Source organism: Sediminicoccus rosea, assembly GCF_033547095.1.
Taxonomy (GTDB): domain Bacteria; phylum Pseudomonadota; class Alphaproteobacteria; order Acetobacterales; family Acetobacteraceae; genus Roseococcus; species Roseococcus rosea.
The window spans coordinates 3,037,268-3,062,821 of sequence record NZ_CP137852.1; the positions used below are offsets into that span (position 1 = coordinate 3,037,268).

Genomic DNA, 25,554 nt, shown 5'->3' on the forward strand with positions numbered 1-25,554 from the left:
CGCAGGACATCATCATGACTTGCCGGTTCGCTTGTGGAAATCGGCCTATTGCCCGCCCCCGGCAAATGCGCCAACCCTCCGCGTCATATTTTCTGGAGCCTGCCCGCATGGCCACGACGCCGATCGTCTCCGTCTGCATCCCGTCGTACAACCATGCGAAGTATGTCCGCGCCGCGCTGGAGAGCGTGCTCAGCCAGGATTTCGGCGACTTCGAGATCATCATCACTGATGACGGCTCGACCGACGGCACGGTGGAGGAGGTCCTCGCCGTGCGTGACGAGCGCATCCACTTTGCCCGAAACGAGCGCAATGTCGGGCCGAGCGTCACGGCGGCGCGGAACATGGCGCGGGCGCGCGGGCGCTATTTCGCCTTCCTGCCCTCCGATGACCTTTACCTGCCGGGCAAGCTGCGCCGCCAGGTCGAGGCTTTCGAGCGGCAGCCCGATCTCGGCGCCGTCTTCTCCTGGATGACCCCTGTGGATGACGACGGCGCGCCCATCGCGGGCGACTTCCCCTATTACCGGCCGGCCGGTGTCACCCGGGAATCCGCGCTGCGGCACTTCTTCTTCGAGGGGAACCTGCTCTCCGCCCCCACCGTCATGGTCCGGCGCGAGGGCTTCGAGCGCGTCGGCGTCTTCGATCCCTGCCTGTGGCAGACCCAGGACTACGACATGTGGGTGAAGCTCTGCCTCGCCTTCCCGATCCATGTGATCGAGGAGGCGCTGGTGGCCTACCGGCTGCGTGCGGGCGGCGCCAACATGCATGCCAGCAACCCCGCCACCGATGCGCGCGTTGCCTGGGAGTTCGTGCAGGTGCTGCGCAACTACTTCGGGCTGGAGCAGGACCCCGCGCTGTTCCTGCGCGTCTTCCCCGAAGCGGCGGCCCATCTGGAGCAGGGCTTCGGCGTCACCGGCGCGCTGGCGCTGATCGGCCTCGGCGCCGCCGCACCCGCGCCGCGCCATTTCGGAATCGAGGCGCTGTATCGCGCGCTCAACACGCCGGATGCGGCCGCCGCGCTCGAGCGCGCCGGCCATGGCTGCGCCTATTTCTACCGGGCACTGGCCGAGGTGGACCCGCTGCGGACCGGCGCGCTGCGCGAGATCGCGAAGTTGCGCGGCGCGGCCGCCCAATCGGAGCAATATGCCCAGTTGCTCGAGACCTATAACGGGCTCGTCGCCTATCACCAGCAGGTGACGGAGGCAAAGGAGTGGTGGCAGAAGCAGGCCGAGGCCTGGGAGGCGCAGGCCAAGGCGCTGATGCCGCAGAAGCGGTGAGGCGCGGCGGCTGAGGCCTCCTCAGCCCCGCAGCACCCGTGCCGGCACGCCCACCACAGTCACCGCCGGCGGTACGTCGCGGATCACCACCGCCCCGGCACCGACCACCGCGCCCCGCCCCACCCGCCGGCGCGGAATGACACGCGCGCCGGTGCCGAGATCCGCCCCCACCTCGACATGCACGCCGCCGGCCAGCGCCACAGCCGGCGCCAGCGTCGCGAAATCCTCCAGCACCACGTCATGCGCCAGGGTGCAGCCGGGATTGACCAGCACATGCCGGCCGATCGCGACATCCGTGGTGGCCGAGGCATGGCCGAAGAGGATGCTGCCCTCGCCCAGCGTCACCGTCTCGCCGATCCAGGCCGCCGGATGGCGCAGCGTGGCGAAGCGGGCGCCGGTCAGGCGTGCGACGGTCGCCGCGCGCAGCGCCGGGTCGCCCAGCGCGACCACCACCGAGAGGCCAGGATCGGCCCGCAGCAGCGCCGCAGCATCGTCACGCACCGGCAGCCCGTGCAGCGTGGCGGCGCTGCGATGGCCCGGATCCACCGCGAAGGCGAAGGGCTCGGCGTCGAAGCCGGCCGCCGCGATGTCGCGCAGGATCTGCAGCACCTCCCGCCCCAGGCCGCCCGCGCCGAAGATCAGCACACGACCGGGGCCGGACGGACGGGTCATGCGAGGCAGGGAAGCGGCCGGGCGGACGCGGCCAGCGTGTCCAGATAGGCGGCCTCGTAGGCGTCCATCATCCGGCGCCGGTCGAAGCGCGCCTCGGCCACCTGGCGGGCCGTCTCGCGAAGCGCGGCGAAGCGGGCCGGGTCCTCCTGCAGCGCGCCGACCAGCGCGGCGCAGCGCGCCGCGTCCCGCGGCGGGCAGAGGAAGCCGTTGCGCCCTTCCTCGATCAGTTCGGGAATGCCGCCGACCGGGGCGGCGATGACCGGCACGCCGCAGGCATTGGCCTCCATGATGGCGGCCGGGCGGCCATCCAGGACGGAGGGCACCACCAGCACGTCGATCTGCGCCAGCGCCGTTGTCGGGTGGTCGGCGAAGCCCGCGAAAGTGATGGCCGCGCGCGCCGGGCTCGCCGCGATGCGCGCCTTCACCTCGGCCGCCATCGCGCCCTCGCCGAACATGATGAAGCTGAGGCCGGGCCGGGTGGCGTGCAGCGCCTCGGCCAGGGTGATGAAGCCGAGCGGGTTCTTCTCGGCCGACATGCGGCCGACATAGCCCAGCACCAGTTCCGGGGCCGGCGGCTGCGCCGCGCGGCCGGCCGGCACGAAGCGGGAGATGTCCACGCCGCTCTCCACCTGGCGGACCCAGGCGCCATGCGGGCCGCCCTCCAGCAGGCGCACCATCTCCCGGCTTTCCACCAGCACGCCGTCATAGCAGGAGCCGTAATGGGCAAAGGCGTGGAAATGCGGCCCGTTGTTGTAGAGCGTGTCGAGCAGGCGCAACTCCGGCCGGCGCTCCTTCAGCCGCGCCAGGTGCGAATAGGCCCAGGGGCTGCCGATCTGCAGGATCAGACCTATGTCGCGCTCGGCCACGAGGGCTTCCAGACGGTCCGGTCCATAGGGACCGATCGCCTCAGAGAGGTCGATCAGGCGGCCCTCGGCAGCGAAGTCGTCCAGCGGATCCATGGTGTAGCCCTGCGCGACCGGCAGGTAGCGGGCCACGGTCACGTCATGCCCGCGTGCGCGCATCTCCCGCATCACCGAGACCGGCAGGGAGCCGACCACGAGGAAGGGAAAAAGGGCCAGGATGCCGCGCGCGGCGGGGGCGGGCTCAGCCATGTCGGGTGTCTCGGCAGATGCCGGGCCGCGAGGGCGCGGCGGGGCGGGTCATCGGGATGGGGGCGGCGGCCCGGGCGGGCATCACGAGCTGTTGCGCCGGCCGCGCAGCACATCCAGCCGTGCCCGGAGTGAAGCCTTGAGCCGGTGCCTGAGCCCGGCGCGGTAGGAGGCCTCCCAGCCCTCGGCGCGGACCTTCCAGCGGTCGCGATCCGCCAGATAGGCATCGCGCTCGGAGCGCGCATGCGCGAGTTCCGCCTCCAGCACGCCCATGCGGGCCAGCGAGCTGCCGCCGCCCTGGCCGTCCGCCACTTCGTCCAGGCCGGCCAGGATCTTGGCCTCGCGCTCCCAGAGTTCGGATTGCCCGCGCCAGTAGTCACGTGCCTGCGTGAAGGCGTCGAGGTCGCTGTAGAGCTTCTCCAGCAGCCCGACCGGCACATTCGCCTTGCCGTGCAGCAGCCCGAAGCGGCCGAGGCGGTCGAGCGCGCCGGCGGGCATCGCCATGGGCTCATCCGCCGCCAAGCTCTCGCGGAAGGCGGTGTAGGTGGTCTGCGCCGGCAGGGTGAGCAGGCAGGCGGCAAGGCGCGAGGCCTCGCGCGGCGTGACCGAGATGATGTTGGGGTTCTTCGCGAGCCAGACCAGCATGTCGGATTGCGCCTCGAAGAGGCAGCGCCGCTCGGCCAGGGGGGCGAGGTTTCGGATGGTCGCGAAGCACATCTCGAAGAGCGTCCCGACCGGGTCCGCATGCGTCACGCCGCGCGCCTGCAGGCGGTAGAAGGTGTCCGGTTCGTGCAGCAGGGCGAAGCGGCAGCCCAGGGCCAGCGCGCGCGTCCAGAGCTCATAATCTGGGGCGCGCACCATGGCCGCGTCATCCAGGCCGATGCGCAGATGCGCCGCGCGCCGCACCATGCTGGAGGAGCGGCAGAGCGGGTTCCGGCCGATCCAGGTCTCGACGCGATTGAGCTGCCAGTCCTGGTTGATCAGCGCCTCCACCTCCTCGGCGCGGGCATGCCGGCCGCCCGTCTCGTCCACCACGGAGACCCAGCCGCCGATGATGTCGATCGAGGGGTCGCGGGCGATGACGGCCAGCTGGCGCTCGCATTTGCCGGGCGCGATCCAGTCATCGGCGTCCAGGTTGACGAGCCATTCGCCACGCGCGGCCTGCACCGCGACGTTGTAGCTGCCCGCGCCGCCGAGGTTGCGCTCGTTCTCGATCAGGCGGATGCGCGGATCGCCGAAGGAGCGGATCACCTCGCGCGAAGCGTCGGTGGAGCAGTCATCCACCACCACCACCTCGAAATCCTGCACCGTCTGGTCGAGGATGCTGCGCAGCGTGGTGCGGATGTAGTCCTGGTAGTTGTAGGACAGGACGATGAAGGAGAGCTTGGGCGCGCTCACCGAAGCGCCTCCACCACGCGGCCGATCTCGGCCTCGGTCAGGCCCTCGTAGAAGGGCAGGCCGATGACGCGCGGCGCCAGGTCCTCGGTCACCGGCAGGGCGGTGCGGCGAAGGTCGGCAAAGGCGGGGTGGTGGTGGGTGCCGAGGCCCCACCAGCGGCGCCACTGGATCCCCGCCGCGTCGAGCTGCCGCAGCGTCCGGTCCAGGCGCTCATGCGGGATGACGACGTTGAGCGTCATGGTCGCCCATTCCGTCCCCGCGCCATGCTGCAGCCGGCAGGGCGAGTTCCGCAGCGCCTCGGCGTAGAGGCCGCCCAGGCGCAGCAGGCGCTGCTCCTTCGCGTCGATCCCGGCCAGGGTGGCAAGGCCCACGGCCGCCGCGTATTCCGAAATGCGGTAGTTCCCCGCGCGCTCGGTGGAGACGCGCTCGCCGCTGGCGAAGCCGAAGCCGGTATTGGCCACGAGGCGATCCGCCAGCGCGCCATCGGTGGTGATGACCGCCCCCCCCTCCCCGATCCCGAAGACCTTGGTGGCGTGCAGGCTGACGGCGAGCGGCTGGTGCCCGATCTGGCGGAGCGAGGTGACGGCGGCCGCGGCATCGAAGACGACGGGAATGCCGTGCGCCGCCTCGAAGGCCTCCCAGGCGGCCACGTCGGGCGGGGCGCCGAAGGCGCTGACCACCAGCACGGCGGCGGGCGGCTCCGGCAGTTGCGCGAGCGCGGCCTCGGCCAGCGCCGGCGTCAGGGTGAAGCGGTCGGCCTCCACATCGGTCAGGACGGGCTCGAGCCCGGCATTGCAGACCGCATGCGCGCTGGCGATGAAGGTGAACGAGGGCATCAGGCAGAAGCGCCGCCCGGGCAGGGCCCGTGCGCGCAGTGCGATCTCGATCGCGGTCGTCCCGCTGCTCGCCGTGACAACGCGTACGCCCTCGGTGCCCGCCTTGGCGCCGAGCCAGCGCGCCATGCCCTGCTGCAGCTCCTGGCAGAGCGGTCCGTAGTTGCTGTAGATCCGGCTGGCATCGATCCGGCTCAGGAACGGCAGGACGTCGGTCGCCGGGGGCAGCAGGGGGCGCAGGACGGCGATGGGCGCGGGCGCCGATTCGAGCTCCGCGGTGCCTTGCGAGGTGGGTGGATTGGTCACAGCCGCGCGGCTCCCTGCCCCAAGCATGACCGGACGGAACGAACGGGCTTGGCCCTGGATGGACATCCCCGGACAGGCCGCGTCCGGTGGCAGGCTAGGATGTTCACGTAAGGCTGTTCCTCGTCTTGGCTGGAGCTTCCGCGATCCAGAAGATGGTTCGGTCTGCTGGCAACCGGCCACGTGACCCGGCGTTCGCCGTGTCGGGCAATTCCGTGCCAAAATCAACAGGGCGCTTGTGCTTGTGGTCCCGCGGCCCCTCCGTCATAAGTCGCGCCGATGGAACCGTCAGACAGGCCAAGAGAGGTGTCCGGGCCGCCGGCTGCCTCGCGGAACGTGTCTGGCGCGGGCATGCCGGGCGCATCCGCCGACCCTTCGGCGGAGGTCACGCGCCTTCTCCTCCGCAACGATGAGCTGGAAACCGAGCTCAACCGCCTGCGCGCGGCGGCGCCGCCGCCCGGCGCGCTGGGCGCGCTGCGCTGGCTGGGGGATGGCTTGGTGCGGCGGGCGCGGCGCCTGGCCGCGCGAATCGCGCGGCGCCTCGGAGGGGCGGCGCTCAAGCGACTGCCGGTCCCGCTGCGCGCCCTGACGAAGCTTGCCGAGCCGGCGGGAAGCGCGGCAGAGGACGCGCAGGCCTTCTTCCACACGATCTCGACGACGCGCTTGCTGAAGCCGGAGACCGGCCATCGCCCGCGCCCGCCCTTCGATGCGGCGACCGCGCCACGCGTCAGCGTGGTCATCGTCTCCTTCAACTACGGCCGCTTTGTCGGCCATGCCGTGGAATCGGTGCTTTCGCAAAGCTTCCAGGACCTCGAAGTCATCGTGGTGGAGGGCGGCTCCACCGACACCGCCTCACGCGAGGCGGTGCGCGGGCTGGCGCAGGATCGCGTGCGGGTCCTTTTCCAGGACACCCCCCAGCCGGCCGGCGCCAACCGCAACTTCGGCATCAGCCAGGCGCGCGGCCACTATGTCTGCTGCCTGGACGCGGATGACACGCTGGCGCCCACCTATATCGAGCACGCGCTCTACCTGATCGAGCGCCAGGGCTATGATGTCGTCTCCTGCGGGCTGCGCCGGGTGGGTGGGGACGCGGGCGAGTATTTCCCGCTGGAGCAGCCCGAGCTGCGCGACCTGCTGGAAGGCAACCAGGTGCTGACCTGCGCGCTGTTCCGCCGCGCGCTCTGGGAGGCGAGCGGCGGGTTCCGCGACATCGAGCGCGACGCCATCGGCCATGTGCACGAGGACTGGCTGTTCTGGGTGCGCCTCGCGGCCCTCGGCGCGCGCATCCGCAACCTGCCGCGCGCGCCTTATCTTCACTATCGCGTGCATCCCGGCAGCCTGAGCAACGCGAAGGACGTGCTGCCCGTCTGGCAGCAGCGCGTGCTGGTGCAGCGCGCCAACATGGACGTGCTCTGGCCGCTGGCCGAGACCAGCCACATGGCGCATTCCGCGCATGCCGGCCAGGGGACGCCGCAGCGGCGGCGGCGGCGGCGCGCCGCGCAGTCTGCCGCCGCGCTTGCCGGCCGGCCGCCCACGCTGCTTCTCGCCCTGCCCTGGCTCGTCCTCGGCGGCGCGGAGCGGCTGCTGAGCGGCGTGGTCGGCCATCTGACGGCATCGGGCTGGCGGGTGGTGGTGGTCACGACCCTCGCCGCCGACCCGGTGCTGGGCGACAGCACGCCCTGGTTCTCCGCCCATACGCGCGAGATCTTCGACCTGCCGCGCGCCGTCCCGCCCGAGTTCCGCGATGATTTCCTGCTGCACCTCATCGAGGCCAAGGCGCCGGACATCGTCTGGATCGTCGGCAGCGCGGCCATGTATGGGCTGCTCCCGCAGGTCCAGCAGACGCAGCCCTCGGTCCGCGTGGCGGACCTGCTGTTCAACACCGTGGGCCATGTCGCCAACAATGCGCGCCACCGCCACCGGATCGACCTGAACCTCGTGGAAAGCCAGGCGGTGCGGCAATTCCTGCTCGATTCCGGCGAGGCGGCGGCCCGGATCCGGCTGATCGAAAGCGGCGTGGACCTCGACGCGCTCCGCCCGCAGCCCAAGAGCGAGGGGCTCCTTGCGCGCATCGGCGCGCGCCCGGGGCAGTTCCTCGTCGGCTTCATGGGGCGGTGGTCGGAGGAGAAGAACCCGCTGGGCTTCATCGAGATCGCCCGCATGGTGGACCAGGCCCTGCCCGTGACCTTCCTGATGACCGGCACCGGGCCGATGCGATCCGAGATCGAGGCCGCCATCGCCCGGGCGGGCTTTCCCCCGGGGCGCTTCCTGCTCCTGGGCGAGGTGCCCGAGGTGGCCCCGGTGCTCGGCTCGCTTGGCCTTCTCGTGCTTCCCTCGCGGCTCGACGGGCGGCCCACCGTGGTGATGGAGGCGGCGGCCATGGGGGTTCCCGTGCTGGCCTCACGCGTCGGCGGCCTGCCCGACCTCGTCATGGAGGGCGAGACCGGCTGGCTCTGCGACGCCGCGGACCTGCCGGGCTTCGCCGCGCGCATCGCCGCGGCCGCGGCCGACCCCGCGGCGCTCGACCGCATGCGCGGCCAGGCCCGACGCCATGCCGAGCAGCGTTTCGACCAGCGCGCCATGCTGACCAGCTACGCGGCGGCGCTGGCCGAACTCCTGCCGCGCGACCATCGGGCGCATCGCCATGGATAGACGCAGGATCGCGCAATTGCTGGTGGATCCGGACTGGTACCGCGCGCGGCATGGCGCGGCGGCACAGGCCAACCCCGTGCTGCACTTCGCCGAGACCGGGATGGAGCAGGGCCTCGACCCCAATGCGATGTTCGACGCGGCCTGGTACCGCGCGACGCATGGTGCGGCGATGGCCCCGGGCGTCTCCGTCTATGAGGATTTCTGCCGCAACGCCCTCACCGCCCTGCGCGATCCGGGCCCGCTCTTCGACACGGGCTGGTATTGCCGCACCTATCCCGACATCGCGGCCGCCGGCATCAACCCGCTGCACCACTACCTGTTCTTTGGCCGGCCCGAGCGGCGGGATCCCTCCCCGTATTTCCACAACCGCTGGTACTTCACGGCCTATCCCTTCGCGGACTCGCCGGGGATGGATGCGCCCACCCATTTCCTGAACCACGGCGCGGCGCTCGGCCTCTCGCCCTCGCCCTTCTTCGACGTGGCCTGGTACCGGGCGCAATATCCCGAGGTGGCACGGGCGGGAGTTAACCCCCTGCTCCACTACATCCTGGAGGGCGAGGCCAAGGGGTTCCGGCCCGCCCCAGGCTTTGATCCCGCCGCCCATGCGGCGCGCCATGGCACGGCCCTGCCCGATGCGCGCGGCGCGCTCCGGCATTTCGCGGGCGAGCCGGCCCGCAGGGACGACGCCTGGCGCCAGGCGAAGGAGGCGCCCGCGCGCTTCGTGCGCTCCGCCGTCGCTGACGAGGCGCGCGCGATGATCGCACTGGTGGCCGGGATCGAGGCCGACCTGGCGGACCTGCCCATGGCCCTCGAGCGGCTGCCCGTCGTCTCCCTCGCCCTTGGCCAGGCCGAGCTGACCTGGCGCTCGCTCTACCTCTCGCTTGACACCGTGCCGCGCCGCATCCTGCTGGTCGGCCACCTGGATGCCGCGCCGGAGCTGGCCGCGCTGCCGGACGACCCGACGCTGCTCGTGCTCGAGACGGATGGGCATCTGGCCTCGATCGGCACCCATCTGCCGCCACGCGTCGCCTGGCGCTCGCTCGCCGCGCTGGCACCCGGGCTGGACGAGGCCGAGCGCGCGCGCGTCGTCGCCGCGCTGCTCAACGCCTTCCGGCCCGCCGCCATCATGGCATGGGGCAGCCACGCGGGCGGCGAGACGATTTGCCGCCACGGCGCCAATCTCCGCGTGGACGCGCGGCTGTTCCTCGCCTGGACCGACGCGCCGACGCGCGACGCCGCCGAAATGATGCGGCGCCATTTCCGCCGCAGCCTGCCCTTCGTGACCCTGAGCTACGCCGCCGACATGCAGGCCCTGACCGCCATGGCGGACGCCCTCGGCCTGCCCGCCGGCGCGCGCGGGCACCTCCGGCCGCTCGACGCATGGCGGGCGGCGGAGGGCTTCCTCGGCCCGGACACCGCTGCGCCATGACCGACGTCTCCGCGATCCTGAACGTCCATCGCGAGGGCGTGCTGGCCCACGCCTCGCTGCTCAGCATGGCCCATGCGGCGGGGCAGGCGCGCGCGGCCGGGCTCCAGGTCGAGCTCATCGCCGTGGCCGACTGCACGGACCAGGTGACGCTCGACGTGCTCGCCGGCCATCCCGGCGTGCGGGTGGTGCAGACCGAGGTGAACGACCTCGGCATCGCGCGCAACGAGGGAGTGCGCGAGGCCCAGGGTCGCTACATCACCTTCCTGGACGGGGACGACCTCTGGGGCCCGGGCTGGATCCTCCGGGCCCACCAGGCCGCCATCCGCGCGGCCGAACCCTCCGTCTGGCATCCCGAGGCCAGCCTGTTCTTCGGCCAGGATGCGGCGCCGCAATGGCTGCCGCACCCGGATGGCGAGACGATCGAGGGCGACTGGGTCGTACTCGGGATGCGCAACCACTGGACCTCGCCCAGCTTCGCGGAGCGCACGGTCTATGAGCGCGTCCCCTATCGCCGCACCGATCTCGGCAAGCAGTCGGGCTACGAGGACTGGTGCTGGAACTGCGAGACGACGGCGGCGGGCCTGGTCCATCGCGTCGTGCCGGACACGGCGCACCTGATCCGCGTCCGTCCGGATTCCATGGTGCGGCGGACGATCAACACGCATTCGCTGATGACGCCCTCGCTCCTTTTCCGGTCCAGGATCGGGTGGCTGCGGCCGGTCGAGGACGAATAGCCCGGCTCAGCCGAGCAGCATCGCCGCAACCCGGTCCGCGTCGGGCGGTGCCAGGCGGTAGCCCCAGGATTCCAGCAGCGCGGCCGAGCCCCAGTGGCGGATCATGTCGGAATTGCCGACGCGGCCCGCAGCCTCCTGCACCTCCACCGGGCGGCCCGCGGCGCGCACCAGCGCGGCGGTGAGGTCGGCCAGGCTGGTCGGCCGGCCAGAGCAGATGTTCACCACACGCCCCTCGGCCCTGGAATCGCGCAAGAGGTCGAGCAGGAGGGTGGCGGTCGGCACCGCCTCCACGAAATCGCGCTCACGCGCCAGCGGCCCGGTGCGGAGCACACCGCCCGTGGCCGGCATGGCGCGGATCTGCGCGGCGAAGGCGCCGAGCGCGAGGTGCCCCGGCATGCCGCCACCGATCACATTGAACAGCCGCGCGACCACCACCGGCAGGTCCGGCGCGGCGGCGAGGCCATGCAGTGTCTGCGCGAGCTTGGTGATGCCATAGACGGAGACCGGCTGGCAGGCGGCGGTCTCGCTCACCGGCAGCTGCGCCTCGTCCATCGGGCCATATTCGGCGGCGCTGCCGGCGAGCAGGATGCGCGGCGGCGCCGGCAGCCGGCGGGCGGCCGCCAGGAGCCGCGCGGCAAAGAGGACATTGACGCGATAGGTCTCCTCCAGCGGCTCGGCGGCGGCGGTCCCGGCCAGGTGGAAGACGAGGTCGGGGGCGGCCTCGCGCAGCACGGCGGCGACGGCAGCCTCATCCCCCAGATCGGCGATGCGGTAGGCGCGGCCCGGCACGGCATCCGCCGGATCGCCCCGGCCAAGCGTGACGACCGAGATCCCCGCCTCGGCGAGGCGGGCCACCACATGGCGGCCGAGGAAGCCGCCCGCCCCGGTGACCAGCGCCCTCACGCGCCGTCGGGGAGGAAGCGGCCGCGATCCGTATCGAACAGGGCCTGGGCCTGGGCGTAGTCGTCGGGGCGGCCGATATCCAGCCAGAAGCATTCGGGCGCGTGGCAGAGGACGCGGCGGCCGCCGGCGACCAGCGCGCGCATCAGGTCCGGCATGTCCAGCCGCTCGCCCGGCGTCACCAGCGGAACGACGGCGTCGCGCTGCAGCACGTAGAGGCCCATGCTGACGAGGTGCGTCTGCACCGGCTTCTCGAGATAGCCGGTCATATGCATCTCGGCATCGGTCTCGAGCACGCCGAATTCCGACTTCATCTCGCGCCGGAAGCTCGCGATGGTCGCATCCGCGCCGGCGGTGCGGTGCGCGGCCAGCATGGTCGCGAAGTCGAGCGTGGTCAGCAGGTCCCCGTTGCTGACGAAGAAGGTCTCCTGCAGCTGGTCACGCACGAGGCCGATCGGCCCAGCGGTGCCAAGCGGGCTGTCCTCCAGGCTGTAGGAGATCTTCATGCCAAGCCGCTCGCCCTCGCCGAAGAAGGCGCGCAGCAGGTGGTGCAGGTGGTTCACCGCGAGGATCACCTCCGTCACGCCCGCCGCCTTGAACTGCCGCAGCAGCAGTTCGAGGATCGGCATGTCGCCGATCGGGACGAGCGGCTTCGGGAAGGTGGCCGTATAGGGGCCGAGGCGCGTGCCACGGCCGCCCGCCATCACCAGGACCTGCATGTCTCGCTCCCCGCCCGCGGCTCAGACCGTGTAGCTGTTCGTGCGGTAAAGATGGCGGTGCGCGCCGACGAACTCGATGGTCTGGCGGAGCCCCTCATCGAGGGAGACCTGCGGCGCCCAGCCCATCAACCGGCGCGCCTTGCCGTTGTCGGAGACGAGCTTGCCCACCTCGCTCTGGGCCGGCCGCATGCGGGCCGCCTCCTGCACGATGGGCTTGTCCATGCCCATCAGCTTCAGGATGCGCGCGGCGAAGTCGCCGATGGAATAGGTGGAGCCGGTGCCGAGGTTGATCGTCTCGCCCGAGATCCCGGGCGTGGTCGCCGCCGCCAGGTAGCCGGCCACCGTGTCCGAGACGAAGGTCATGTCGCGCAGCGGGTCGAGCGAGCCCAGGCGGATCTCGTCGCGCGTGAAGGCCTGGGAGATGATGGTGGGGATGAAGGCACGGGCCGACTGGCGGGGACCGTAGGTGTTGAAGGGGCGCAGCGTCACGACCTCGGTCTCGAAGCTGCGCCAGTAGCTCTCGGCGATCTTGTCGGCGCCGATCTTGCTCGCCGAATAGGGCGACTGGCCCTGCAGCGGGTGGTCCTCGTCGATCGGCTCGCGCAGCGCGGTGCCATAGACCTCGGAGGTGCTGGTGTGGATGACGCGGCCCACGCCGAGCTGACGCGCGGCCTCCAGCACGTTCAGCGTGCCCTCGACATTGGCGCGCACATAGCTGCGCGGCGCCACGTAGGAATAGGGAATGGCGATCAGCGCGGCCAGGTGGAACACCACATCCATGCCCTTGCAGGCGCGTGCGACGTAGTCGCTGTCCTCGATGTTGCCGAGCGTCACGCGCAGCTCGGGCTTCACCTCGGCTGCCACGAGGTCGAGATTCCCCCAGCTGGAGAGGGCGTTGTAGTGCACCATGGCATGCACCTCGGCCCCCTCCCGCACCAGGCGCTCGGCCAGATGGCTGCCGATGAAGCCGCCGGCGCCGGTCACCAGCACACGCTTGCCGCGCAGACTCGTGGCGGCGGCGGCCTGGGGCGGGGCTGTGTGACTCACGTGTATCTCCTGAGGCGAAATGTGACGGCGCTTTAGCGCGAAGCCGCGGGGAGGCCAACCGGCGGTGGTGGCCGGCGCCGGGTCCGCACCGACAATCCGTGACGCAGCGCCCGGCGGGCTGCTAGCCTCCCGCGATGCAGCACCCCTCCCCGCCCCTCGTGATCTGCCTCGGCAATGTCGTGGCGGACCACGTCTTTCGCGTGGATGACGTGCCACAGCCGCCGGCCAAGGCCCAGGCGCGGGGCTACAAGCTTTCCATTGGCGGAATGGCGGCCAATGCGGCCATCGCGGTGGCGCGGTTGGGCGGTCGCGCCGCCTTCTGGGGCCGCGTGGGCGACGACCCCAATGCGGAGCTCCTGACCGGGGGCCTGCGCGAGGAGGGCATCGACCTGACCGGCCTGCATGTCTTCCCGGGCGCGCGCAGCCCCGTCTCGGCCGTGCTGGTCGACCGTTTCGGCGAGCGCGCCATCCTGGGCTTCCGGGGCGAGGGGCTGGGCACCGACCCCGCCTGGCTGCCGCTCGACATGATGCGGGATGCCAGCGCCTTCCTCTGCGACCCGCGCTGGCCCGAGGGGGCGGCCGCCGCCCTGACCGCCGCGGAGGCGCTCGACATCCCGACCGTGCTGGATGGCGAGCGCAGCGAGACGCGCCTGCTGCTCGATCTCGTCCCCCGCGTGCGCTATGCCATCTTCTCGGCCACCGGCCTCAACAACTACGCGCCGGGCCAGCGCATCCCCGAGGCGCTGCGTCGCGCCGTCTCGGAGGGCGTCACCCGCATGGCCGCCGTCACGCGCGGGGAGGACAGCACGCTCTGGCTCATGCGCGGCGAGACCACGCCGCGCGAAACCAAGGCCTTCCGCATCGAGGCGCGCGACACAACGGGCGCGGGCGACGTCTTCCACGGCGCCTTCGCCCTGGCCATGGCGGAGGGCATGGCGATGGAGGACGCGCTGCGCCTCGCCAGCGCCTCGGGCGCGCTGCGCGCCCGGGACGGCACCACCGCCCACCGTGCCGAAGTGGAGCGCTTCATCGCCGAATACGGCACGGGCTGACCGCCGCGCTTCCTGCCGGCGCCGCATCCATGCAAGAATTGATCCCCGCCCACGGAACCAGGACCGCGACCCACGTGAACGACGCCAACGCCGCTCCGCCCCCCGCCTCCCCGGTCGCGTCCGAGGACATCACCACGCCCCGCCCCGATGGGCAGGCGATGCGCGACGCCATCCTGCGGAAACTCACCTACGACCTCGGCAAGAGCCGGACCGGCGCATTGGACCGCGACTGGTTCATGGCGACCGCGCTCGCCGTCCGGGACCGCGTGGTGGAGCCCTGGCTGAACGACATGCGGGCGACCTACAACACGGGGCAGAAGCAGGTCTATTACCTCTCGCTCGAGTTCCTCATCGGGCGGCTGCTGCGCGACAACATCACCAATTTCGGCCTGATGGCGGAAGTGCGGGCCGCACTCGCCTCGCTCGACGTGGATGCCTTCAAGGTCGCCGCCTGCGAGCCGGATGCCGCCCTCGGCAATGGCGGCCTCGGGCGCCTCGCCGCCTGCTTCATGGACAGCCTGGCCAGCCTCTCCATTCCCGCCTTCGGCTATGGCATCCGCTATGACCACGGACTGTTCCGCCAGGTGATCCGCCAGGGCTGGCAGGAGGAGTATCCGGAGGATTGGCTGCAATTCCAGAATCCCTGGGAATTTGCCCGCCCGGAGATCGCGCACAGCATCGGCTTCGGCGGCACGGTCGAGGAGGTGGTGAATGACGATGGTGATACGCATCACGTCTGGAAGCCGGCCGAGACGGTTCTCGCGGTCGCCTATGACACGCCCATCGTGGGCTGGCGCGGCAAGCATGTGAATACGCTGCGCCTCTGGTCCGCCCGCGCGGCGGACCCCCTGAAGATCGACGTCTTCAACCGCGGCGACCACATCGGCGCCCTCTCCGAGCGTGTCCGCGCCGAGGCGATCTCGCGCTTCCTCTACCCCTCGGATGACAGCCCCGAGGGGCTGGAACTGCGGCTGAGGCAGGAATTCTTTTTCAGCTCGGCCGCGCTGCAGGACCTCATCCGGCGGCATCTGCGCGTCTATGGTGGCATCGAATCCCTGCCCGAGCGCGTCGCCATCCAGCTGAACGACACCCATCCGGCCATCGCGGTGGCCGAGCTGATGCGCATCCTCCTCGATGATCACAAGCTGCCCTGGCCGGAAGCCTGGCGCGTGACGCACGGCACCATCTCCTACACCAACCACACCCTGCTGCCCGAGGCGCTGGAGACCTGGCCCGTCTCGCTGATGGAGCGCCTTCTGCCGCGCCACATGCAGATCATCTACATGATCAACGCCGTCCATCTCGATGCCATCGCCGCCGCGCATCCCGGTGACCTGGGCCTGCTCGCCTCGGTCTCGCTCATCGAGGAAAATCACGGCCGCAAGGTGCGGATGGGCAACCTCGCCTTCATCGGCTCGCACAAGGTGAACGGTGTCTCGGCGCTGCACTCGGAGCTGTTGAAGAAGACCGTCTTCCACGACCTCAACATGCTCTATCCGGGGCGCATCACGAACAAGACGAACGGCATCACCTTCCGGCGCTGGCTGCAGCAGTGCAACCCGTGCCTGACCGAGCTGCTGACCGAGACCATCGGCGCCGAATTCCTCGACCGGCCCGAGGCGCTGACGGCGCTGAAGCCGCATGCCGCCGATGCCGGCTTCCAGGGCCGCTTCGCCGAGGTGAAGCGCACCAACAAGGAGGCGCTGACGAAGCTGATCCGCCAGCAGATGGGCATCCGCGTGGACCCTGCTGCGTTGTTCGACGTGCAGATCAAGCGCATCCACGAATACAAGCGCCAGCTGCTGAACCTGCTGGAGACGGTGGCGCTCTACAACGAGATCCGCGCGCAGCCGCACAACAACTGGGCGCCGCGCGTGAAGATCTTCGCCGGCAAGGCGGCGGCGAGCTATCACCGCGCCAAGCTCATCATCAAGCTCGCGCATGACATCGCCCGCACCATCAACCGCGACCCCACCATCCGGGACCGGCTGAAGGTGGTGTTCCTGCCCAACTACAACGTCTCGCTGGCCGAGGTGCTGGTGCCTGCCTGTGACCTCTCCGAGCAGATCTCGACGGCGGGGATGGAGGCGTCGGGCACCGGCAACATGAAGCTCGCGCTGAACGGCGCGCTCACCATCGGCACGCTGGACGGTGCCAATGTCGAGATTCTGGAGCATGTGGGGGCCGAAAACATCTTCATCTTCGGCCTGACGACGGAGCAGGTGGCCGCCCGCCGGCGCGAGGGCTGGCGCGGGCAGGATTCGATCAACCTCTCGCCGCGGCTGCAGCAGGCGCTGGAATCCATCGCCTCCGGCGTCTTCTCCTCGGATGATCCGCACCGCTATGGCGAGTTGGTGCACATGCTGCGCGAGCATGACCACTTCCTCGTCACCGCCGATTTCGACGCCTATTTCGACATGCAGCGCCAGGTCGAGAAGCGCTGGGCCGATCAGGCCGCCTGGCAGAAATCGGCGATCCTCAACACGGCCAATATGGGCTGGTTCTCGTCCGATCGGACCATCGCGGAATACGCGCAGGAGATCTGGCGGGTGCCCGTGCCGGGGTAGACCTCATGCAGGCCAGCGAAGGCGATGTGACGGCACTGATGGAAGGCCGGCACGCCGATCCCTTCGCGGTGCTGGGGCCCCATGCGGCGCCGGGCGGCCTCATGCTTCGGGTGCTGCGGCCGGGTGCGGCCAGCGTGGAGGCGAGCTTCACCGGCGTCACGCAGCGCCTGGAACCCCGCGACCCCGCGGGTTTCTTCGAGGGCTTCATCCCCGGCGTCCGGCTGGGCGAAGCCTATCGCCTGCGCGTGACCGAGGGCGCGACGACGAGCGAAGTGCTGGACCCCTATGCCTTCGGCCCCGGTCTTGGCCCGCTCGATGACCACCTGCTGATCGAGGGGACGCATCACCGCCTCTATGAACGGCTGGGGGCGCATCTCGTCACGCAGGAGGGGGTCGCCGGCGTGCGCTTCGCCGTCTGGGCGCCGCATGCGCGCCGCGTCTCGGTGGTGGGCGAGTTCAATCGCTGGGACGGACGCTGGCACCCGATGCGCCGGCGCGTGGATTCCGGTCTCTGGGAGATCTTCCTGCCCGGCATCACCGAGGGCACGGCCTACAAGTATGAGCTGCTCGGTCCCGATGGCGCGCTGCTGCCGCTGAAGGCCGACCCCTTCGGCTTCGCCGCCGAGCTCCGCCCCGCCAATGCCAGCGTCGTCGCGCGCATCGACGACTTCACCTGGACGGATGACGCATGGATGGAAGCGCGCGCGAAGCGCGACCCCGCCACCCGGCCCATGGCGATCTATGAGGTCCACGCCCCCTCCTGGAAGCGCCACCCGGATGGCCGCTTCTGGAACTGGGACGAGCTGGCGGCCGACCTCATCCCCTATGTCGCGGATCTCGGCTTCACCCATATCGAGCTGATGCCGGTGATGGAGCATCCCTTCGACGGCTCCTGGGGCTACCAGCCCATCGGCATGCATGCCGTCACCGCGCGGCTTGGCCACCCATCCGGCCTGGCGCGCTTCATCAACGCGGCGCACCGGGCAGGCATCGGCGTCATCCTCGACTGGGTGCCGGCGCATTTCCCGGATGACGCGCATGGCCTGGCCCGCTTCGACGGCACCTGCCTCTACGAGCACCCGGACCCCCGGCGCGGCTGGCACCCCGACTGGCAGACGGCGATCTACGATTATGGCCGCAAGGAGGTGCAGGCCTTCCTCGCCTCCAACGCGCTCTTCTGGCTGGAGCGCTACCACGCCGACGGGCTGCGCGTGGATGCCGTCTCCTCCATGATCCATCTCGACTATTCGCGCGGGCCCGGCGAATGGGCACCGAACGAGGATGGCGGGAATGACAATCGCGACGCGGTGGGCTTCCTCCAGCGCACCAACGCCATGCTGGCCGAGCAGGCGCCCGGCGCCCTGATCATCGCCGAGGAGGCGACGAACTGGACCGGCGTCTCCGCCCCCGTGGCGAAGGGCGGGCTGGGCTTCGCCTTCAAGTGGAACATGGGCTGGATGAACGACACGCTGCGCTATGTGGCGAAGGATCCGCTCTTCCGCCGGCACCACCACCAGCTCATGAATTTCGGCCTGATCTACGCCTTCAAGGAACGCTTCATCCTGCCCCTCAGCCATGACGAGGTGGTGCATGGCAAGGGCACGATCGGTGGGCGCATGCCGGGCGACACCTGGCAGAAGCTCGCTGGCCTGCGCGCCTATTTCGGTTTCATGTGGGGGCATCCGGGCAAGAAGCTGCTCTTCATGGGCCAGGAATTCGCCCCCTGGGCCGAATGGTCCGAGGCGCGGGAGCTCGACTGGTGGCTGCTGCAATATGCCCCGCACCAGGGCGTTCAGGCCTTCATCCGCGAACTCAACCGCCTGCACCGCACCCTGCCCGCGCTGCACGCGGCCGATGCGGAGCCTGGGGGCTTCTGCTGGATCGATGCGAATGACGCGGACCACTCGCTCTTCACCTGGCTGCGCTTCGACGGCAAGGGCGGCCCGCCCGTCGCGGTGCTGTGCAACTTCACACCCATCCCGCGCGAGGGCGTGCTGATCGGCCTGCCCCAGGCCGGCATCTGGCGTGAGGTGCTGAACAGCGACGCGGCCGAATTCGGCGGCTCGGGCCAGGGCAATCTCGGCCAGGTGGAGGCCCTGCCCTCGCCCGCCTTCGGACAGCCCGCCTCGGCGCGCGTCTTCCTGCCGCCGCTCTGCACAATCCATCTGGCGCCCGAGGCCTGGGAAATGCCAAAACCTGTCAGAGTCGCAACGACGTCCGGGAAGCCTCATGTCTGATCGCGTGCAGAACGCCGCCCCCAGCAGCGCCCCCTTGGCCCGCACCGCCATGGCCTTCGTGCTCGCCGGCGGCCGCGGCTCGCGGCTGATGGAGCTGACCGACCGGCGCGCCAAGCCCGCCGTCTTCTTCGGCGGCAAGTCGCGCATCGTGGATTTCGCGCTCTCCAACGCCATCAACTCGGGCATCCGCCGCGTCGCCGTCGCCACGCAATACAAGGCGCACAGCCTGATCCGCCATCTGCAGCGCGGCTGGAACTTCCTCCGCCACGAACGCAACGAGAGCTTCGACATCCTGCCCGCCTCGCAGCGCGTGTCGGAGAACAACTGGTATCTCGGCACCGCGGACGCAGTGTACCAGAACATCGACATCATCGAGGACCTGGCGCCGCGCCACATCGTGCTGCTGGCGGGCGACCACATCTACAAGATGGATTACGAGCGCATGCTGCAGCAGCATGTGGAACAGGGCGCCGATGTCACCGTCTCCTGCATGGCGGTCCCGCGCGAGGAGGCCAAGGGCTTCGGCGTGATGGCGGTGGACAGCAACGCCTGGATCACCGATTTCGTCGAAAAGCCCGCCGACCCGCCCGGCATCCCCGACCGGCCCGAGCTCTCGCTCGCCTCCATGGGCATCTACGTCTTCGACACGCGCTTCCTGATCGAGCAGCTGAAGCGCGACGCGGCGGACCCGAATTCCAGCCACGACTTCGGCAAGGACATCATCCCCTACATCGTGAAGCATGGCCGCGCCGCGGCGCATCGCTTCGAGCGTTCCTGCGTGCGCTCCTCCCAGGAATTCACGCCCTATTGGCGCGATGTCGGCACGGTTGATGCCTATTGGGAGGCCAATATCGACCTGACGGACATCGTCCCGCCGCTCGATCTCTTCGACCAGGAATGGCCCATCTGGACCTATGGCGAGGTCGTGCCGCCAGCCAAGTTCGTGCATGACATCGAAGGCCGCCGGGGCGAGGCGATCTCCTCCCTCGTCTCGGGCGGCTGCATCATCTCGGGCGCCTCGGCACGGCGCTCGCTGCTCTTCACCGGCGTGCACCTGCACTCCTATGCGCGGCTCGAGGGTGCGGTGCTGCTGCCGCGCGTGGATGTCGGCCAGGGGGCGCGGCTGTCCAATGTCGTGGTGGACCGCAATGTCCGCATCCCGCCCGGCCTCGTCGTGGGCGAGGATCCGATCGAGGATGCGCGCCGCTTCCGCCGCACGGAGAAGGGCGTCTGCCTGATCACCCAGGCGATGCTCGACAGGCTCGCATGAAGCTTCTCGCCGTCGCCTCCGAGGGGTTTCCCTTCATCAAGACCGGTGGCCTCGCCGATGTGGTGGGCGCGCTGCCGGCGGCGCTGGCGCCCGAGGGCGTCCATGTCACGACGCTGCTCCCCGGCTATCCGGCCGTGATGGCGGCCCTCGGCCCGGTGCAGCAGGTGGAGCATCTGGCCGACCTCTTCGGCGCGCCGGCGCGGCTGGTGCGGGCCGAGGCGGCGGGGCGGGACATCCTGGCACTCGACGCGCCGCATTTCTTCGCCCGTGCCGGCTCGCCCTATCTGGCGCCGGGCGGGATGGACTGGCCGGACAATGCCATCCGCTTCGCCGCCCTCGGCCGGGCGGCGGCGCATGCGGCCGATGCGATGGGCTTCGACGCGCTGCACGCGCATGACTGGCAGGCGGGTCTCGCCCCCGCCTATCTGCGCTTCGCGGGAAGCCGCGTGCCCACGCTCTTCACCATCCACAACCTGGCCTTCCAGGGGCAGTTCCGCGCCGACCTCTTCGGCCTGCTGGGCCTGCCCTCGGCCGCCTTCGCCACCGCCGGCCTCGAGTATTTCGGGCAGGTCGGCTACCTGAAGTCGGGTGTCTGGTTCAGCGACCGCATCACCACCGTATCGCCCGGCTATGCGGCCGAGATCCGCACGCCCGCCTGGGGCATGGGCCTGGATGGCCTGCTGCGCGGGCGCGGGCGCGATGTCAGCGGGATCCTGAACGGCCTCGACACGGCCGAGTGGAATCCGGCAACGGACCCGCACCTGCCCGCGCATTACGACGCGACCGCCATCGCGAAGCGCGCCATCAACAAGGCGGAGCTGCAGGCGCGCATGGGCCTCGCCATCGAGCCCGCGACGCCGCTCTTCTGCTTCGTCGGCCGCCTCGCCTGGCAGAAGGGCATGGACCTGATCCTGGAGGCGCTGCCCGCCATCCTCGACAATGGCGCGCAGCTTGCCATCCTCGGCAGCGGCGAGGCGGCGCTGGAGGAGCGCGTGCATGGCGCGACGGCCGCGCAGCCCGGCCGCGTGGGCAGCTTCATCGGCTTCGACGAGGGGCTGGCGCGGCTCTGCTATGGCGGCGCGGATGCCATCCTCATGCCGTCCCGCTTCGAGCCCTGCGGCCTTGGCCAGCTCTGCGCGCTGCGCTACGGCGCGCCGCCCATCGTGGCGCGTGTGGGCGGTCTGGCCGACACCGTGATCGACGCGAATGAGATGGCGGTGGCGGCCGGCACCGGCACCGGGCTGAATTTCTCGCCCGTGAACCAGGAGATGCTGGCGGCCGCCATCGAACGTGCCATCGGCCTCTATCGCGAGGGCGAGGCCTGGGCCCGCATCCAGGCCAATGCGATGGCGAGCGATGTCTCCTGGGCGCGCTCGGCCGCGCGCTACGCCGCCCTGTTCCGGGGCATGATCGCTGACCGCGCCCGCTGAACTGGGCGTCACCCTCCACCCGGATGGGGTGGAGGTGGCGATCCCCGCCCCCGGCGCCGAGCGTCTGTTCTTCTGCATCTTCGAGGGCCCGCGCGAGACGGCCCGGCACCCGCTGCCGCATCGCCGGGGCGATGTCTTCCATGGCGTGGTCCCGGGCATCGCGGCCGGCACCGCCTATGGGCTGCGCGCGGAAGGCCCGGGGTTCGATGCGGGCAAGCTGCTGCTCGACCCCTGGGCGCGCGCGCTGGAGGGGCCGCTCCGCCTGCATCCCACCGCCTTCGGGGCCGGCGACTCCGGCCCGCATGTCACGCGCGCCTTGGTCGCCGCGCCGCTGCCCGCCACGCCCTGGTCACCCCTGCCCGCCGGGCCCGCGGTCATCTACGAGCTGCATGTGAAGGGCTTCACCGCCCTGCATCCGGCGATTCCGGAGGCGGAGCGGGGCACCTTCGCGGGCCTGGCGCACCCGGCGGCCATCGCGCATCTGCGGCGCCTCGGCGTGACGCAAGTCGAACTGCTGCCCGTCGCCGCATGGGTGGACGAACGGCACCTGCCGCCGCTCGGCCTCACCAACTACTGGGGCTACAACCCCGTCGCCTTCCTCACGCCGGATCCGCGCCTCGCCCCTGGCGGGATGGCGGAGGTGCGGACCGCCGTGGCGGCTTTGCGATCCGCCGGCATCGGCGTGATCCTTGACGTGGTGTTCAACCACACGGGCGAGGGCGATGCGCTCGGGCCCACGCTCAGCCTGCGCGGCCTGGGCGAGCCGCATTGGTATCGCCTCGGCCACAATGAGAGCGGCTGCGGCAATGTGCTGGCGCTGGACCGGCCCTGGCCCTTGCGCCTCGTGATGGACGCGTTGCGCCATTGGGCGGAGCAGGCGGGCGTGGATGGCTTCCGGCTCGACCTCGCCACCACGCTGGGCCGCACGCGGCATGGCTTCGACCCGGATGCGCCGCTGCTCGCCGCCATCCGGCAGGACCCCGTGCTGCGCCATCGCCGCATCATCGCCGAGCCCTGGGACATCGGCGCCGATGGCTACCAGCTCGGCCGCTTTCCCGCCGGCTGGGGCGAGTGGAATGACCGCTTCCGCGACGACGTGCGCCGCTTCTGGCGCGGCGATGCCGGCATGCTGGGCGCGCTCGCCACGCGCATCGCCGGCTCCGCCGATGCCTTTCCGGAGCGCATCGCCGACAGCGTGAACTTCATCACGGCGCATGACGGCTTCACGCTCCGTGACCTCGTCACCTATGCGGAGCGCCACAACCTCGCCAATGGCGAGGAAGGGCGGGATGGCTCGGGCGAGAACCACTCCTGGAACCATGGCACCGAGGGGCCCGACCCGGCGCTGGCGGAACGCCGCCTCGGCGATGTGCGCGCATTGCTGGCGACGCTGCTGACCGCGCGCGGCACGCCCATGCTCGCCATGGGCGATGAGGCTGGGCGCAGCCAGGGGGGCAACAACAATGCCTATGCGCAGGACAATGCGACCTCCTGGCTCGACTGGGGGAAGCTCGACCAGGAATTGGTGGATTACACCGCGCGCCTCATCGCGGCGCGGCAGACGCACCCCGCGCTGCACGCGACCGCGCCGCTGACCGGCACCCCCTGCCCCACGACCGGCCTGCCCGATGTGGAATGGCGCCACCCGGAGGGCCACGCGCTGCGGCCCGCGGATTGGGGCCTCTCCCGCGCGCTGGTGGCCGTGCTGGCCACGGGCGAGGACCGCGTGGCGATCGCCCTCAATGGCGGTGATGAGGCCCGCGCCCTGCACCCGCCGCGCCCGCGCTGGGGCTTCCGGTGGGAGGTGCTGGCGGCGAGCACGCCCGGCGGCTCGGACGCGCTGCCGCCGCGCAGCGTGCTGCTGATGGCCGAGCGCCCCGCCCGGACGCGGGACGGCTTGGCCCGCCGCGCCGGGGCCGCGGACCCGGCCCTGCTCGGCCGCCTGGCAGAGGCCGCCGGCATCGCGACCCATTGGCATGATCTCACGGGGCGCGAGCATGAGGTGCCGGAAGCGACGCTGCGCGCCGTGCTCGCCGCGCTCCGCCTGCCGGCCGAGACCGCCGCCCAGGCGCGGGACAGCCTGGCCCGCCGCCGGCACCGCCCGCCCTTGCCCCCGCATCACCCGGCCCGCGCCGGCGAGGCCGCGCACCTGCCGGCCGGCCCTGACCTGCCGGAACGGCCCGAGCTGCACCTCACGCTGGAGGATGGTGGCACGCGCGAATTCCAAGGGCTGGTCGCGGGCGGCCGGCTCGCCCTGCCGCCCCTGCCCGAGGGCCGGCACCTGCTGCGCTGGCGCGATGCGCTCTGCCGCATCACCGCCGCCCCCGCGCAATGCTTCCTGCCGCTCGATGCGCCGCGCTTCGGCATCACCGCGCAGAGCTACGCGCTGCGCCATGCGCAGGACCAGGGTATCGGCGACTTCACCGCCATCGCGGATCTCGCGCGCGGCGCGGCGCGGGCGGGCGCGCTGTGGCTCGGCATCAGCCCGCCCCATGCGCTGATGCCGGTGGAGCGCGAGCGCGCCAGCCCCTACCAGCCCTCCGACCGCCGCTTCCTGGAACCCTTGCTGATCGACGTGTCGCCGCTGCCCGAGGCGGCGGGGGAGGCCGCGCTCTTCGCCGCCCTGCGCGCGGGGCGCGATGTGGACTACCCCGCCGCCTGGGCCGCCAAGCGCCGCGTGCTGGCGGCCGCCTGGCGGCGCTTCGATCGGATGGATCCCGACTTCCTGCGGTTCCGCGCGGCGGGGGGCGCCGCGCTCGCCCGCTTCGCCACCTTCAACGCCCTCGCCGAGCGGCACGGCACCAGCGATTCACGGCGCTGGCCGGCCGGGCTGCGGCATGGGCGGGATGCCGGAATCACCGCCTGGCAGGCGGCGGAGGCGGATGCGGTGGGCTTCCACGCCTGGCTGCAATTCCTGGCGGACCGGCAGATGACGGAGGCCGCCTCAGCCGGCGCCGGCCTCTACCGCGACCTCGCCGTCGGCATGGCGGGGGATGGGGCGGAGGCTTGGTCGGGCGACATGGCCTTCCTGCCCGGCCTTTCCATCGGCGCGCCGCCCGATCCACTCGGCCCGCTGGGCCAGGTCTGGGGCATCCCGCCGCCTGATCCGCTCGCGGCCGAGGCCAGCGGCCATGCCGGCTTCGCCGCGCTGATCCGGTCCAACATGCGCCACGCGGCGGCGCTGCGGATCGACCATGTGCTGGGGCTGAAGCGCCTCTTCCTCGTGCCCGACGGCGCCACGGCGGGCGAGGGCTGCTACCTCGCGCAGCCCTTCGAAGCGGCGCTGGGCGAGATCGCGCTCGAAAGCCAGCGCGCCCGCTGCGCCGTGGTGGGCGAGGATCTGGGCACCGTGCCCGAGGGCCTGCGCGAGGCGCTGCATGCGGCTCGCATCCTGTCCTACCGGGTGCTCTGGTTCGAGCGGGAGGGGCCGGAATTCCGCCCACCCGCCGATTATCCCCGCCTCGCCGCCGCCTGCGTCGCCACGCATGACATCCCGACGCTGGCCGGCTGGTGGGAGGGAGCGGACATCGCGGAGCGCGAGGCGCTCGGCCTGCTGGACGCGGCCGGCGCCGCCGCCGCGCGGGCCGTGCGCGCGGCCGAGCGCGTCACGTTGCTGGCGACGCTCAGCCTGCCCACCCAGGATGCGGCCAACCTGCCCGAGGCGGTGGCGGCCGCCATCCATGCCCATGTGGCTGCCACGCCCTCGCTGATGCTGCTGCTGCAGGCGGAGGACCTGGCCGGGGAGCGGGTGGGCGTGAACCTGCCCGGGACGGATCGCGAGCGGCCCAATTGGCGCCACCGCATGGCGCCCGAGGCCACGACGATCTGCGAAACGCCGCTGGCCAGCGCCATCCTGGCGGGCATCGCCGCCCGCGCCGCCCCCTGAAACGCAAAAGGCCGCCTGCCCCGCGGGGAGCAAGCGGCCCAA

General features: G+C 71.2%; 17 protein-coding genes. 10 read left to right on the top strand and 7 right to left on the bottom strand.

Annotated elements, in window-relative coordinates; translation table 11 throughout:
• Positions 1 to 107: 107 nt before the first annotated feature.
• Complete coding sequence (locus R9Z33_RS14700) at positions 108 to 1,274, top strand: glycosyltransferase family 2 protein (protein ID WP_318647329.1); 1,167 nt, start codon at positions 108 to 110, stop codon at positions 1,272 to 1,274.
• A gap of 21 nt (positions 1,275 to 1,295) precedes the next feature.
• Here R9Z33_RS14700 and R9Z33_RS14705 read toward each other — a convergent pair whose 3' ends face one another.
• The 4 genes from R9Z33_RS14705 to R9Z33_RS14720 all read right to left on the bottom strand — a co-directional run bounded on the left by R9Z33_RS14705 (position 1,296) and on the right by R9Z33_RS14720 (position 5,592).
• A complete protein-coding gene (locus tag R9Z33_RS14705) occupies positions 1,296 to 1,946 on the bottom strand; it encodes an acetyltransferase (RefSeq protein WP_318647330.1) in 651 nt (216 codons plus the stop codon).
• Positions 1,943 to 3,058 carry a glycosyltransferase family 4 protein gene (locus R9Z33_RS14710; protein WP_318647331.1) on the bottom strand — a complete coding sequence of 372 codons (1,116 nt, stop codon included), beginning with the start codon at positions 3,056 to 3,058 and terminating at the stop codon, positions 1,943 to 1,945. Before R9Z33_RS14710 ends, R9Z33_RS14705 begins: the two co-directional genes overlap by 4 nt.
• A gap of 81 nt (positions 3,059 to 3,139) precedes the next feature.
• Positions 3,140 to 4,453, bottom strand: a complete 1,314-nt coding sequence (locus R9Z33_RS14715) for a glycosyltransferase family 2 protein (protein WP_318647332.1) — start codon at positions 4,451 to 4,453, stop codon at positions 3,140 to 3,142.
• Positions 4,450 to 5,592 carry a DegT/DnrJ/EryC1/StrS family aminotransferase gene (locus R9Z33_RS14720; RefSeq protein ID WP_318647333.1) on the bottom strand — a complete coding sequence of 381 codons (1,143 nt, stop codon included), beginning with the start codon at positions 5,590 to 5,592 and terminating at the stop codon, positions 4,450 to 4,452. Before R9Z33_RS14720 ends, R9Z33_RS14715 begins: the two co-directional genes overlap by 4 nt.
• 348 nt (positions 5,593 to 5,940) lie before the next feature.
• Here R9Z33_RS14720 and R9Z33_RS14725 point away from each other — a divergent pair, with 348 nt between their 5' ends.
• Genes R9Z33_RS14725 through R9Z33_RS14735 form a run of 3 tightly spaced genes read left to right on the top strand, consistent with a single transcriptional unit; the run spans position 5,941 to position 10,404 of the window.
• On the top strand, positions 5,941 to 8,241 hold the full coding sequence (locus tag R9Z33_RS14725; protein WP_318647334.1) for a glycosyltransferase: 2,301 nt from the start codon (positions 5,941 to 5,943) through the stop codon (positions 8,239 to 8,241).
• Complete coding sequence (locus R9Z33_RS14730; protein WP_318647335.1) at positions 8,234 to 9,670, top strand: hypothetical protein; 1,437 nt, start codon at positions 8,234 to 8,236, stop codon at positions 9,668 to 9,670. The genes R9Z33_RS14725 and R9Z33_RS14730 overlap by 8 nt, the downstream gene beginning before the upstream one ends.
• Complete coding sequence (locus R9Z33_RS14735; RefSeq protein WP_318647336.1) at positions 9,667 to 10,404, top strand: glycosyltransferase family 2 protein; 738 nt, start codon at positions 9,667 to 9,669, stop codon at positions 10,402 to 10,404. Before R9Z33_RS14730 ends, R9Z33_RS14735 begins: the two co-directional genes overlap by 4 nt.
• Positions 10,405 to 10,410: 6 nt before the next feature.
• Here the strand turns inward: R9Z33_RS14735 and R9Z33_RS14740 are convergent, their stop codons facing one another.
• From R9Z33_RS14740 to R9Z33_RS14750, 3 genes are read right to left on the bottom strand one after another with little or no spacing between them, the layout of a single operon-like run.
• The gene (locus tag R9Z33_RS14740; protein ID WP_318647337.1) at positions 10,411 to 11,307 is read right to left on the bottom strand and encodes an NAD-dependent epimerase/dehydratase family protein; all 897 of its coding nucleotides are present in this window, start codon (positions 11,305 to 11,307) and stop codon (positions 10,411 to 10,413) included.
• Complete coding sequence (locus tag R9Z33_RS14745; protein ID WP_318647338.1) at positions 11,304 to 12,023, bottom strand: sugar phosphate nucleotidyltransferase; 720 nt, start codon at positions 12,021 to 12,023, stop codon at positions 11,304 to 11,306. Before R9Z33_RS14745 ends, R9Z33_RS14740 begins: the two co-directional genes overlap by 4 nt.
• A 21-nt stretch (positions 12,024 to 12,044) precedes the next feature.
• The gene (locus R9Z33_RS14750; RefSeq protein WP_318647339.1) at positions 12,045 to 13,070 is read right to left on the bottom strand and encodes a GDP-mannose 4,6-dehydratase; all 1,026 of its coding nucleotides are present in this window, start codon (positions 13,068 to 13,070) and stop codon (positions 12,045 to 12,047) included.
• A 134-nt stretch (positions 13,071 to 13,204) separates the two neighbouring features.
• Here R9Z33_RS14750 and R9Z33_RS14755 point away from each other — a divergent pair, with 134 nt between their 5' ends.
• From R9Z33_RS14755 to glgX, 6 genes are all read left to right on the top strand, one after another.
• Positions 13,205 to 14,122, top strand: a complete 918-nt coding sequence (locus tag R9Z33_RS14755) for a PfkB family carbohydrate kinase (protein WP_318647340.1) — start codon at positions 13,205 to 13,207, stop codon at positions 14,120 to 14,122.
• A gap of 74 nt (positions 14,123 to 14,196) precedes the next feature.
• Positions 14,197 to 16,689, top strand: a complete 2,493-nt coding sequence (locus R9Z33_RS14760) for a glycogen/starch/alpha-glucan phosphorylase (protein ID WP_450104013.1) — start codon at positions 14,197 to 14,199, stop codon at positions 16,687 to 16,689.
• Positions 16,690 to 16,694: 5 nt separating this feature from the next.
• Positions 16,695 to 18,926, top strand: a complete 2,232-nt coding sequence (gene glgB, locus R9Z33_RS14765; RefSeq protein ID WP_318647341.1) for a 1,4-alpha-glucan branching protein GlgB — start codon at positions 16,695 to 16,697, stop codon at positions 18,924 to 18,926.
• The gene (gene glgC / locus R9Z33_RS14770; RefSeq protein WP_318647342.1) at positions 18,919 to 20,196 is read left to right on the top strand and encodes a glucose-1-phosphate adenylyltransferase; all 1,278 of its coding nucleotides are present in this window, start codon (positions 18,919 to 18,921) and stop codon (positions 20,194 to 20,196) included. Before glgB ends, glgC begins: the two co-directional genes overlap by 8 nt.
• Complete coding sequence (gene glgA, locus R9Z33_RS14775) at positions 20,193 to 21,626, top strand: glycogen synthase GlgA (protein ID WP_318647343.1); 1,434 nt, start codon at positions 20,193 to 20,195, stop codon at positions 21,624 to 21,626. Before glgC ends, glgA begins: the two co-directional genes overlap by 4 nt.
• Before the next feature lies 1 nt (position 21,627).
• Entirely contained in the window at positions 21,628 to 25,512 is a 3,885-nt protein-coding gene (gene glgX, locus R9Z33_RS14780; protein WP_318651658.1) for a glycogen debranching protein GlgX, read from the top strand.
• Positions 25,513 to 25,554 lie beyond the last annotated feature (42 nt).

What these genes read in the sequence shown, in the direction of transcription:
- R9Z33_RS14700 (WP_318647329.1), top strand. Translation starts at nt 108, where the DNA reads ATGGCCACGACGCCGATCGTCTCCGTCTGCATCCCGTCGTACAACCAT.
- R9Z33_RS14705 (WP_318647330.1), bottom strand. Translation starts at nt 1,946, where the DNA reads ATGACCCGTCCGTCCGGCCCCGGTCGTGTGCTGATCTTCGGCGCGGGC.
- R9Z33_RS14710 (WP_318647331.1), bottom strand. Translation starts at nt 3,058, where the DNA reads ATGGCTGAGCCCGCCCCCGCCGCGCGCGGCATCCTGGCCCTTTTTCCC.
- R9Z33_RS14725 (WP_318647334.1), top strand. Translation starts at nt 5,941, where the DNA reads ATGCCGGGCGCATCCGCCGACCCTTCGGCGGAGGTCACGCGCCTTCTC.
- R9Z33_RS14730 (WP_318647335.1), top strand. Translation starts at nt 8,234, where the DNA reads ATGGATAGACGCAGGATCGCGCAATTGCTGGTGGATCCGGACTGGTAC.
- R9Z33_RS14735 (WP_318647336.1), top strand. Translation starts at nt 9,667, where the DNA reads ATGACCGACGTCTCCGCGATCCTGAACGTCCATCGCGAGGGCGTGCTG.
- R9Z33_RS14745 (WP_318647338.1), bottom strand. Translation starts at nt 12,023, where the DNA reads ATGCAGGTCCTGGTGATGGCGGGCGGCCGTGGCACGCGCCTCGGCCCC.
- R9Z33_RS14755 (WP_318647340.1), top strand. Translation starts at nt 13,205, where the DNA reads ATGCAGCACCCCTCCCCGCCCCTCGTGATCTGCCTCGGCAATGTCGTG.
- glgB (WP_318647341.1), top strand. Translation starts at nt 16,695, where the DNA reads ATGCAGGCCAGCGAAGGCGATGTGACGGCACTGATGGAAGGCCGGCAC.
- glgC (WP_318647342.1), top strand. Translation starts at nt 18,919, where the DNA reads ATGTCTGATCGCGTGCAGAACGCCGCCCCCAGCAGCGCCCCCTTGGCC.
- glgA (WP_318647343.1), top strand. Translation starts at nt 20,193, where the DNA reads ATGAAGCTTCTCGCCGTCGCCTCCGAGGGGTTTCCCTTCATCAAGACC.